The organism is Vibrio lamellibrachiae (assembly GCF_050337265.1).
In the GTDB taxonomy this organism is placed as follows: Bacteria; Pseudomonadota; Gammaproteobacteria; order Enterobacterales; family Vibrionaceae; genus Vibrio; species Vibrio kyushuensis.
In genome coordinates, this window is the sequence record NZ_JAKJSU010000004.1 from 1,136,145 (window position 1) to 1,147,807 (window position 11,663).

At 42.5% G+C, this 11,663-nt stretch carries 11 protein-coding genes and 1 other RNA gene; 7 read left to right on the top strand and 5 right to left on the bottom strand.

The genetic code is table 11. From position 1 onward, the window contains the following. Window positions 1-3 precede the first annotated feature (3 nt). Window positions 4-1,275: a dicarboxylate/amino acid:cation symporter gene (locus tag L4C54_RS05340; protein WP_428803606.1), complete on the bottom strand. Its 1,272-nt coding sequence runs from the start codon at window positions 1,273-1,275 to the stop codon at window positions 4-6. Between the two features lie 302 nt (window positions 1,276-1,577). Beyond that, window positions 1,578-2,180 (bottom strand): nucleotide exchange factor GrpE, encoded by a 603-nt coding sequence (grpE, locus tag L4C54_RS05345; RefSeq protein WP_428803607.1) that lies wholly within the window; start codon window positions 2,178-2,180, stop codon window positions 1,578-1,580. Window positions 2,181-2,321: 141 nt separating this feature from the next. Here grpE and nadK point away from each other — a divergent pair, with 141 nt between their 5' ends. The 3 genes from nadK (at window position 2,322) to bamE (ending at window position 5,615) form a co-directional block, all read left to right on the top strand. Beyond that, the gene (nadK, locus tag L4C54_RS05350) at window positions 2,322-3,206 is read left to right on the top strand and encodes an NAD(+) kinase (protein ID WP_428803608.1); all 885 of its coding nucleotides are present in this window, start codon (window positions 2,322-2,324) and stop codon (window positions 3,204-3,206) included. Window positions 3,207-3,394: 188 nt separating this feature from the next. After that, window positions 3,395-5,059, top strand: coding sequence for a DNA repair protein RecN (gene recN, locus L4C54_RS05355; protein WP_428807341.1), 1,665 nt, complete (start codon window positions 3,395-3,397; stop codon window positions 5,057-5,059). 196 nt (window positions 5,060-5,255) lie between these two features. Next, a complete protein-coding gene (bamE, locus tag L4C54_RS05360) occupies window positions 5,256-5,615 on the top strand; it encodes an outer membrane protein assembly factor BamE (RefSeq protein ID WP_428803610.1) in 360 nt (119 codons plus the stop codon). A gap of 117 nt (window positions 5,616-5,732) precedes the next feature. Here the strand turns inward: bamE and L4C54_RS05365 are convergent, their stop codons facing one another. Continuing rightward, complete coding sequence (locus tag L4C54_RS05365) at window positions 5,733-6,068, bottom strand: RnfH family protein (protein WP_428807342.1); 336 nt, start codon at window positions 6,066-6,068, stop codon at window positions 5,733-5,735. Beyond that, a complete protein-coding gene (locus tag L4C54_RS05370) occupies window positions 6,058-6,501 on the bottom strand; it encodes an SRPBCC family protein (protein ID WP_428807343.1) in 444 nt (147 codons plus the stop codon). The genes L4C54_RS05365 and L4C54_RS05370 overlap by 11 nt, the downstream gene beginning before the upstream one ends. 114 nt (window positions 6,502-6,615) lie before the next feature. Between L4C54_RS05370 and smpB the strand changes: the two genes are divergently transcribed. From smpB to L4C54_RS05385, 3 genes are all read left to right on the top strand, one after another. After that, a complete protein-coding gene (smpB, locus tag L4C54_RS05375; RefSeq protein ID WP_428803613.1) occupies window positions 6,616-7,098 on the top strand; it encodes an SsrA-binding protein SmpB in 483 nt (160 codons plus the stop codon). Window positions 7,099-7,164: 66 nt separating this feature from the next. Then, window positions 7,165-7,530: a transfer-messenger RNA gene (ssrA, locus tag L4C54_RS05380) on the top strand. 187 nt (window positions 7,531-7,717) lie between these two features. Continuing rightward, the gene (locus L4C54_RS05385) at window positions 7,718-9,049 is read left to right on the top strand and encodes an MBL fold metallo-hydrolase (RefSeq protein ID WP_428807344.1); all 1,332 of its coding nucleotides are present in this window, start codon (window positions 7,718-7,720) and stop codon (window positions 9,047-9,049) included. Between the two features lie 228 nt (window positions 9,050-9,277). On the opposite strand, the gene hflX is transcribed toward L4C54_RS05385, so the two are convergent. Next, a complete protein-coding gene (gene hflX / locus L4C54_RS05390) occupies window positions 9,278-10,621 on the bottom strand; it encodes a GTPase HflX (RefSeq protein ID WP_428807345.1) in 1,344 nt (447 codons plus the stop codon). 397 nt (window positions 10,622-11,018) lie between these two features. Here hflX and L4C54_RS05395 point away from each other — a divergent pair, with 397 nt between their 5' ends. After that, window positions 11,019-11,600, top strand: coding sequence for a hypothetical protein (locus L4C54_RS05395; RefSeq protein ID WP_428807346.1), 582 nt, complete (start codon window positions 11,019-11,021; stop codon window positions 11,598-11,600). Window positions 11,601-11,663: the final 63 nt, after the last annotated feature.

Consider the following 11,663-nt stretch of genomic DNA (forward strand, 5'->3'; position numbering starts at 1 on the left):
CATTTAAGCGGTTGCGCGTGAAGGCTCAGCTGTTACTGCATCTTCAGCAACTTCACCTTCCGATTGAGCAACAATGGTATTCACTGCTGTGTCACCGACAACATTAGATGATGTGCAGAACATATCATTGATACGGTCAACGGCAGCAATGATTGCCAAACCTTCAGGTGGTAACCCTAGTTGATGCAATAGAACACCGACCATTACAACACCTCCACCAGGTACGCCACCAGCGCCAATGGAAAGAAGTAAGATAGTGAAACCAAGCATGAACAGATCAGCGGTTACAATTGGCTGACCAAATGCGTTAGCGACGAAGATAGTTGCCAGTGCGATGTAAACAGATACACCCGCCATGTTCATCGTTGCGCCTAGAGGAACACCAAAACCCGCTACCGATTTCGATACACCGAGTTTTTCAGTCAACGTACGCATCGTTACAGGAATCGTTGCGTTTGAACTTGCTGTAGAAAGTGAGAATAATATTTGCTCACGAACGGCACGTAGGAACGTTTTTGAAGAACAACGCGTAGTAAGTGCAACGACTGTTGGGTAGAAGATAAAAATCTGGAACAGAAGCATTGCGATAACAAGAGCGACATAACCTGCCACTGACATTAATGTACCCGCTTCTAGTGTTGCACCTAGATTAATCATCAACGCAAACACACCGTATGGCGCAAGCCCCATTACAAGACCAATCAGCTTCATCATCAGCTCATTGCCAAGTTTGAAAGCGTTAGCGATTGGTGCACCGCGCTCTTTCATCGCTTGAATACCAATACCAACCAGAATAGCCATGAAGATAATCTGAAGCATATCGCCACTAGCAAACGCTGCTGCTGGGTTACTTGGTACGATATTAACAATCAACGAGAAGATATCAGGCGTGTCAGTTGTCGCAAACTCTACAGATTCTGAAACCGTACCCGCTAGGTTAGCGCCAGCACCTGGCTGAAAGATCATACCAATAGTAAGGGCTAGAATAATCGCGATAACAGTATTTAGAATGTACAAAGAAAAAGTTTTACTGCCTAAACGACCAAACGATGAGAGATCTTTTAGATCAACGATACCGCAGACGATTGAGAAGAAAACCAATGGGACAACCATTAATTTGATCATTTCAACAAACATGGTTCCAACACCGTTAGCGAGACCTAACAGGTATGTATCCATGAACGTTACACCGCTAAACAAATATTGAATTGCAGTACCTAAAATAAGACCAGTGAAAAGTCCTATAAATATTTTGCTTGAGAGCGACTTATCCATCGTTCAACTCCAGTTGTTGTGTGTGCATATGTGTTAATTATTAGTTAAAAACTCGGTCTAATGCCGAGAAGGCAGTCATAATACACAGTGAAGACACAAAGGAAAGCACCAACAACCTTTCATATAGATCACCACAACAGAGATAAATATCGATGAAACATAAACATAAGGAATTTAAAACTAGCTTAGTAAGAGATTGGCAGTGGATAAGATTTAATAATTGAGTAACAGAAATGTTTACAACTAGGAAAAAAAAAGAGGAGCATCAGCTCCTCTTCAGAAAAACCTATAAATAATGGGTATTATTTAGACACCATTACCATTGCTGGGCGAATAACTCGGCCATTTAGCTCATAACCTTTTTGCATTACGAACATCACTGAATTAGGCTCGTGATCGGCGCTTTCTTGAATAGACATCGCTTGGTGTAATTCAGGGTTAAAAGTTTCACCTTCAGGGTTAATCTCTTTTAAACCAAACTTAGCAACCACATCGACAAAAGACTTGTGCGTCATTTCAACACCTTCAAGAACCGGCTTAACCGCTTCATTTTCAGTATCAGCAGATTGAATTGCACGCTCAAGGTTATCAATAACAGGTAGCAGCTCTTCAGCAAACTTGTTCAAGGCATACTTACGCGCTTTATCAACTTCAACTTCAGTACGACGGCGCATGTTTTCTACTTCTGCTTTCGCGCGTAATACCGAGTCTTTCTGATCTTGAACTTTTGCTTCACTTGTTAGTAGAGCAGCTTCAAGTTGAGCGATCTTTGCTTCTTGCTCATCAACTTGTAACTCTTCATTCCATTCGATATCAGCATCGCTTCCAACAACATCAGCTTGTTGCTCTGTGCTTTCTGTATTCTTTAGTTCTTCTTCTTTCATTTTGTTTTCTTCGTTGCTCATGATATCTCCAGAATTCATTCCAACGTGCACCTATACTATTTGTTACTCAATTAGGGGCACAAAAATTCGCATAAAGGGGTGACTTGCCATTATTATGGGGATGAAGATTCTTGATTCAAGTCTAATTAGTCTGGAAAACCTATGAAAAAATGCTTTGAAGTGATTGCTATCATCGGAAAACCGCGAGATCAGCAAGCAATACAAACACATAAAGAGCTCTATTTATGGCTAACCGCAGAAGGTTACCAAGTTTTTATTGATGACCGTTTATGCGATATTCTTGATGATATCCCTAAAGAGAATTTTTCTAGTCTAATTGATCTGGGCAAAAAAGCCGATCTTGCCATTGTTGTTGGTGGTGATGGCAACATGCTTGGCGCCGCAAGAGTGCTCTCTCGATTTGATATCTGCGTTATCGGTGTGAACCGAGGCAACCTAGGTTTCCTAACTGATTTAGACCCAGACAACTTTCAAGGCGACTTACTCGGCGTTCTTAACGGTGAGTACCGAATAGAAAACCGCTTCTTATTAGAAACCGAAATTCATCGCCATGGGCAAGTAAAGAGCCATAACTCCGCACTTAACGAAGCCGTATTACACCCAGGGCAAGTTGCACACATGATTGAGTTTGAAGTCTATATTGATGATACGTTTGCGTTCTCTCAACGATCTGACGGGCTTATCGTGGCAACACCTACAGGCTCAACCGCTTATTCGTTGTCAGGTGGTGGTCCAATTCTATCTCCTAGTTTGAACGCGATTAGCTTAGTGCCAATGTTTCCCCACACGTTATCTAGCCGCCCATTAGTTGTGGACGGGAATAGCCGAATCAAACTTATTGTCTCTCCAGACAACAGAGGAACACAAGAAGTAAGCTGTGATGGACAAATATCCCTGCCTGTTTCACCAGGTGATGAAATTCATATCTATCAAAGCCCTACAGCTCTAAAGCTGATCCACCCAAAAGACTATAGCTACTACCACGTACTACGGAATAAGCTTGGATGGTCTAGTAAGCTGTTTTGATTTGGTCACACGTGGAATGTTGATAGCTCGGTACGTATTGCTAGATCATTAGACATTACCTGCTCAGTCGATCTTGCTCACATAGTAATCAATAAGCAAAAATAACTTACCTCTGTAACTTTACTGTATAAAGAAACAGTATATACTGTTTTCTTATACAGTATTGTTTAATTGTACAGGTAAATAAAATGCTAGCTCACCTAAGTGTAAACAACTTCGCTATCGTTAAATCTTTGCAGCTCGAGCTCTCAAAAGGGATGACCAGTATTACTGGCGAAACCGGTGCGGGTAAATCAATTGCTATTGACGCACTCGGTCTTTGTTTAGGTGGGCGTGCTGAAGCCGGAATGGTGAGACAAGGCGAAGAAAAAACCGAAGTAAGCGCAGCATTTTTATTAGACAATAACTTACTTGCTTCTCGCTGGCTTGAAGACAACGATCTACTTGATGGCAGTGAGTGTATTTTGCGTCGTACCATTACAAAAGAGGGCCGTTCGCGAGCCTTCATTAATGGCAGCCCTGTTCCGCTTTCCCAATTAAAGTCACTCAGCCAGCTACTGATCAACATCCACGGTCAGCATGCACACCATCAATTGATGAAAAGTGACTACCAAATGGCAATGCTCGATCAATATGCTGGGCATTTGAACCTGCTAAAGAACACACGCAATACCTATCAACAATGGCGTCAGGCTGATAACTTACTTAAAAAACTCAAAGAAAACAGTCAGCAAAACCAAGCGCAAAAACAACTTCTTGAATATCAAATCAAAGAGCTAAATGAGCTCTCTCTTGGCGAGGACGAATATGAACAACTCGAACAAGAACACAAACGCCTATCCAACAGTGGAGAGCTTGCCTCAACCTGCCAACAGGCTATCGAGCTTATCTACGAAGGTGAAGAAGTTAATGCGCTTAGTATTTTGCAATCGGCCAATCAGTCCTTAGTACAACTTGCTGAGCTTGACGAAACACTTACTGAGTTACCAAGTATGGTTGCAGAAGCGATAATTCAGATCGAAGAAGTCAATGCGGAGCTACGTGGTTATCTTGATAATATCGATGTTGACCCTGCGCGCATGGCGTATGTTGAAGAGCGTTTTTCGAAAGTGATGTTGATCGCTCGTAAACATCATGTTATGGCCGACGGACTCTATCAGCACCACCAAGATCTACTAGCGCAGATCGAAGCGTTAGATTGTTCTGATGAACGCCTCGATGAACTAGAACAAGAGTTAGAAGGTAAGTACCAAACATTCTTATCTGCCTCCGAAAAGCTCAATAAGTCTCGCTGTCGTTACGCTAAAGAACTAAATAAACTTATCAGCCAAAGCATGCATGAACTCAGCATGGAGAAAGCAAAGTTCCAAATCTCGGTCGACAGTGAAGGTGCGCATCCTTCTCCACTAGGTATGGATTCTGTCTGCTTCCTTGTTTCAACAAACCCAGGTCAACCATTACAACCAATCGCTAAAGTCGCATCAGGTGGTGAGCTGTCTCGAATTTCACTTGCGATTCAAGTTATCACGGCGCAAAAGGTTGAGACTCCTAGTTTGATCTTTGATGAAGTTGATGTCGGTATCAGTGGCCCAACTGCAGCCGTAGTCGGAAAGATGCTAAGAACACTGGGGCAATCGACACAGGTTCTTTGTGTCACCCACTTACCTCAAGTTGCAGGCTGCGGCCATCAACAGCTGTTTGTTGCTAAAGCAACGAAGGCAGGAAAGACAGAAACTAAGATGCACAGTCTGGGTACTGAAGAGCGAATCACTGAACTTGCTCGCCTACTCGGCGGCAGTGAGATTACTCAATCGACTTTGGCAAATGCGAAAGAACTATTAATTGCCGCATAAACAACCGATTTAATATATAGGCCTAGAGGTGCACTAGGCCCAATAAGTTCCACTTTTCGTTCTATTTGAACTTTCTTTGCAACCTATCTCTAAATTCACGGTCTGAAACAGTCCAAAGGTGAAGGAGTTTTTTACTTCTTCGCCTAGGTTGTTTATTATCACCGCAGTTTAATGTTCATTTGTAAAGAAAGAAGATATGCAGTTTAAAAAATGGTTAGTCATCGCACCGCTAGCAATAACAATGCTAACTGGTTGTTCTGTGTTAGAGAAACTTGTTTATAGAATTGACATTAATCAGGGCAATTACGTAGAACAAGAAGCCGTCGACCAACTTAAATTTGGTATGACTAAAGAGCAAGTGCGCTACGTAATGGGCTCTCCAATGCTGATTGAAAATGGTTACCCAGATACTTGGTACTATATTTATCACCATACCGCTGGCCACAAAGACTCAGTTCAACAAAACCTAGTTGTTAACTTTGACCCTTCAGGCACACTGGTTGATATTGCCGGTGAGTTTCCAGCCGGGGATCAGTTTTTCGAAAGTATTAACTAGTTAGTTGCAATAGCTAACGACTACATACATAGAATACAAAAAATGGCTCGTAGAAATACGGGCCATTTTTATTGGTGTTATTCATGCGCAAAGCACTTATTGAACTGACGCCTTTCGTCAACTGTTAGCCTTCTCTTTAGCGGCCTTCACTTTGGCTGCTTTGCTGGCTTGCTCAGCTCTTTTTCTTCGGATCTCTTTTGGATCAGCCAATAACGGGCGGTAAATCTCAATTCTATCTTTATCTTGAATCGTTGCATCAAGTTTGATATTTCGACTGAACACTCCTACTTTGTTCTGCTTTAAATCAATCTCGGGATACAGCGCCAACACGCCTGATTGAACAATAATCTCTTCCACGCTCATTGATTTATTTACAACCAAAGTAAACACGCGTTGCTCTTGAGGAAGCGCATACACCACTTCTACATGGATCATCTCAGATTCAATACTCATAACAGCTATAGACCTCTTTAGCTCGCTTAGTGAAAGAACTGACCATATTGCTAGTCAAATCACTAAAGATTTTACCAAACGCTAGCTCAATCATTTTGCTAGAAAATTCAAACTCTAGCTTAAGCTCAACCTTACAAGCGCTTTCATCTAGCGGAGTAAAATACCAGCCGCCGGTTAACGAGCTAAATGGACCGTCCACCAAATTCATTATTATTGATTGGCCATGATTCAACTGATTCGATGTGGTGAATGTTTTGCTGATACCTGCCTTTGACACATCAACAGATGCAACCATTGACGTTTCGGTTGATTCAAGAACCTGAGAGCCTGAACATCCGGGTAAAAATTGAGGATAGCTTGAGACATCATTCACTAATGCGTACATCTGCTCAGCACTAAACGAGACTAATGCCGAACGACTCACTTGTTTCATGTTAACTCCAGTACTGCTTTACATAATCATTTATAGCTGTAATTCTACGTTTATTCTCTCTTAGAGCAAATAAGGATTTCCTAACCGAAATCCAAGCCGTATAATGCAGGCACTATGGCAAAGAAATCAAAGAATAAAGCGGGTAGCAATACCATCGCTCAAAACAAAAAAGCTCGCCACGAATATTTCATTGATGATGAAATTGAAGCTGGCTTGGAGCTACAAGGCTGGGAAGTAAAATCTCTGCGCGAAGGTAAAACTAATATCGCAGAAAGCTATGTGTATGTTCGTGACGGCGAAGCATTTATTAGTGGTATGACAATCACACCATTGACTCAAGCATCAACGCACGTTGTCGCTAACCCGACACGCATACGTAAGCTACTACTCTCTCGTAAAGAACTCGACAACCTAATTGGTCGTATTAACCGTGAAGGTATGACACTGATCGCTACTGCTCTCTACTGGTCTCGCTCTTGGGTGAAACTAAAAGTAGGTGTCGCGAAAGGTAAAAAACTGCACGATAAACGTACTGATATGAAAGAAAAAGACTGGGCTCGCGATAAAGCACGGATTATGAAGAGTAATCTGCGTTAATATTGAGCACTTAAACGCACAAGTCTAGACAGGCAAAGCTTTTCTGGTACTATGCAAATAACACTTGGGGCTGATTTAGGATTCGACAAGAATTTTGAAGTCTGAGGTGCATGCCGTGGGGCGGTTGGCCACGTTAAAAGCCGCAAAATATAGTCGCAAACGACGAAAACTACGCACTAGCAGCTTAATAACCTGTTGAGAGCCTTTCTGCCCTAGCTTCCGCTTGTAAGACGGGGAATAACAGAGAGTCAAACCCAAACTAGCTAGATCGGATTCTCCCGCCTGAGAGATGAAGTTCGAAATTTAATTCAGGATAGTCATTTACTAGCGTGTCGGTTCGCAGGTACTTGGTGAATTTAAAGATCGACTAAGCATGTAGTACCAATGATGAATGATTTTTGGACGCGGGTTCAACTCCCGCCAGCTCCACCAAACGTTTGGAAAGGGCCAACTCGAAAGAGTTGGCCCTTTTTATTTGCGTGAAACCTTCAGTTTTTTCACGCTCCACAAGTTATCTCGTCACTAGAAAATCTCTTAATAGTCGCAATTCTTTTTCCACCCATTGTTTGAGGCCGAAACTACAGGCACAGTGATTGAGTATCCATTTGGGGAGTGAACTATGGAAATCATTCATCACGGAGGAAAGGACACCATCACTGGTTCTTGCCATGAACTAAGATCCGATGCTCAGGCTATTCTCGTTGATTGTGGGCTGTTTCAAGGTTCAGATTCTCGCCCTTTAGAGATTGAGTTTGAAACCAAACATCTCGATGCACTATTGCTGACTCATTCTCATATCGATCATATCGGCCGTCTACCATGGTTACTTGCTTCTGGGTTTAACAAGCCTATTTATTGCAGTGAAGCAACATCGGTGCTTGTTCCTTTGATGCTCGAAGACAGCTTAAAGCTTCAGCTTGGTCTATCGAACAGAAAAACAGAACAAGTTCTCAATCAAATACGCCGAATGTTGCACCCTCATGAATACGATCAGTGGTTTCCGATTACCAACTATGTGACGAACGGGCTTTACGCTCGATTCCAACAAGCTGGGCATATTCTCGGTTCGGCTTATATTGAGGTTCGCCTTTCCAACCAAGAGGTCGTGGTCTTTTCTGGCGACTTAGGGCCAACCAATACTCCGTTGTTACCCGATCCCGTTCCTCCTGAGCGTGCTGATCACCTTTTGATTGAAACGACGTACGGTGATTCTAAGCACGAAGATATCAGCACAAGATCAAGTCGGCTCAGGGAGATCATTGAACGCTCATTAAGAGATGGGGGCACAATACTCATTCCTGCGTTTAGCGTGGGGCGAACTCAAGAGCTACTGTTTGATATTGAACAGCTCATTAACTCTCATCAGATAGATATCGACATCCCGATTATCCTCGACTCCCCTATGGCCCAAAGAGTCACTGAGTCTTATCGAAGATTTAAACAGCTTTGGGGAGATGAAGCGAAACAACACCTGCAATCAAACCGTCACCCACTCGCCTTTGAGCAGTGTATTACGATTAACGATCATCGAAGCCACCAACGAATCGTCAACAGATTGAAATCTACCGGAGAGCCTGCAATTGTCGTTGCAGCGTCGGGGATGTGCCAAGGTGGAAGAATCATGAATTACTTAAAAGCCTTACTACCGGATAGCCGTACTGACGTAATTTTTGCAGGTTACCAAGCGAAAGGAACATTAGGGCGTGAACTTCAAAATCAAAGTAAAGATTGCAGTAACACCGTCAATATTGATGATGAGGTCATTGAAGTCAATGCACAGATACACACCATGTCTGGTTACTCTGCGCATGCGGATAGATGTGATCTATTAAAATTCATTAACGGGATATCACCTTCGCCGAAGAGCATCCATTTGATACATGGTGAACCTAAAGCTAAAGAGCGTTTTGCTAGTGAGCTGACGAAAAAAGGACTAGCAGCAATAAAATAACGTATAAACAATAGGTTAACTAGAGGTCACCTTCTAATAAACCGGGTTGTAATCGGTTTGGGTTGCCATGATCCAATCCCTTTTTTACCTAACCAAACGGCTAGTTATTCATCAATAAAAAGGCCCTAACGAATGTTAGAGCCTGAAATAAATGCCGTCGACAGATTGAAAGAGAACCACAAAACTACACGGTTTTAGGCACGCTAATACATAAGGGAATATCCCTGTTTAAACGGTCAGCATTCGCTTTTTCAATCTTGCTAAGTCAATTGAGCTTGAACGTACTGAAATCTTTATATGATCGTATTCATACTCTTCTTTGGTAACACTCATACTAGAACGGATCTCACCAATTATGCCGTTTGCTGTGTAAGGGACAATAATCTCATCTTCAACCATGCCATTCTCCGCAACATTGACGATGTACTCATGCAGCTTGGTGATATCAAGTGGGTTGCGGGTGGATGTCATCATCGCATCAGGAAACTCTTCCATCAGCGCTTGTTGTTGCTCTTCACTCAGTCGATCAGATTTGTTCAGCACCAACAGTTTTTCAATACCCTCAACACCCACTTCCCCTAGCACCTCATGCACAACATCGAGCTGAGCACGGAACGTCTTGTCTGATGCATCAACAACATATAGAAGTAACGATGCGTCATGAGCTTCAGCCAGCGTTGAGTGGAATGAAGCAACGAGATCATGTGGCAGCTTTTTAATAAAGCCAACGGTATCAGACACCAATATACGTGGTTGCGTTTCCGGGTAAAGCGCTCGTACGGTTGTATCAAGCGTAGCGAAGAGCTTATCTTCCGATAATACGTCACTGCCTGTCATTGCGCGCATCATTGAAGATTTACCCGCATTGGTATAACCGACTAAAGCGACACTAAACAGCTCGGCACGTTGTTTACGGCGGCCTTTAAGCTCAGCCTGAACACTAACAAGCTCACGCTTCAACTCGGCGATTTGGTCACGTACTTTACGGCGATCCAGCTCAAAGTTTGTTTCGCCGGAACCCGCACCCATTTGGCGCTCATTATCACCACGCATCGACTCTCTTAGTCGTGGCACCATATAATTAAGGCGAGCAATTTCCACTTGTAAACGAGCGGTTCGAGTTCGAGCGTGTCGGCTAAAGATTTCAATGATGATACCCGTACGATCATACACTTCTACGCCAAGTTGATTTTCAACATTACGCATTTGTGATGCGGTTAAATCACAATCAAACACCACCACATCCGCGCACGAGAGCGGTAAGTTCTCGGATGGAATATCATCAAAGTCAGTCTCATCAAAAAACTCATCGAACTCATCTTCTTCCTCTTCAATCGACCCTTTATTACCAGTGAGGTGAGCGATTTCAGCGAGTTTTCCAAGACCCAATACATTCAGCCCTTGAGTTGAGCTTTGTTTTTGCGACTGAGTTCCAACCACTTTAAACCCAAGCGTAGTCACCAAGCGAGCTAACTCTGCAAGTGATTCTGCTGCCTCATCACCTTTAAACTTCGGTGTACAGATAGAGATAAGTAATGCGTTATTCAGTGACGGTTTAGCGGTTAGTTTCATAATTTTTGATGATAGAGCACTAAAGTGCAGGCCTAGTTTGAAGTCAAAAGTGGCCTGATCCTACGCTGTTATTGGTAAGCTTTATAGCGTTATAGAATAGTAATTGCAGATATTATTTTAGTTGGTGATAAATCATACACTTACAAATGCATCTTCGTAATGACTCATTTTCATTTAGCACATGGGAACCCAAAAGGTTTTGAACGTTTTTCACACGAACAGCGCCAATCAGCCATATTGAATTAAAACTCTGCAAAAACAATTAGATATACTGAAAGTATCAACTTTAAACTAGCATTAAATCGGTTTGGGTTATGATGATCCTTCCCGTTTACTACGTCTCTATTCGTAGTTTATTCTGATGGTCTTATATCTTCAGATTCACAGCCTTGAGTCAATGACCGCAACTCGATACAATCAGAAAAACAACAAAATTAAAGTATTGGCTATGACCTCCCCTTCTCTCTATTCTGCTTCGCTGTATGATTTTTCTCGCACTAATAGTGAGTTGATAATCTCTGCTTTGCAGGGCAATCCGCCTACTCGTTTCATTGAGAAAATCGAGTTAATTCAAGCACAAATCAATGAACTATTGCACCTTGCAGGACACATAATATTTGACTATCAGCCATGCAATAGTGAGGCTAAAATTGATGTGGTCTTTTTGTATCGTGGCTTAGTGTTTGTTGTGGTATTCAAGGTAGGAGAAAGTGAATATAGTAGCGATGATATTGCTGTGGCGCATAATCTAGCTCTGGAATTAAAAGAGCACCATCCATTAAACCAAGATAAATTCATTGTTCCTGTTGTGATCGCAACGAATGCACAACCACAAGGGTGCGATATTCAAGTTAGCCCCGATTTGGTGATCAACCCCATCCTAGATAACGGCAGTAACCTTGCAGCGCTACTGGAGCATTTTTCTAATCAATTTAAAGCTGATGAAATTGATGCGAATGCATGGGAGCATTGCCGTTAAAAGTCGAGTGTCAGTAAAGAGGAACCAGAACCCGTTACTCTGGCTCTCTCTTTATATGAATGT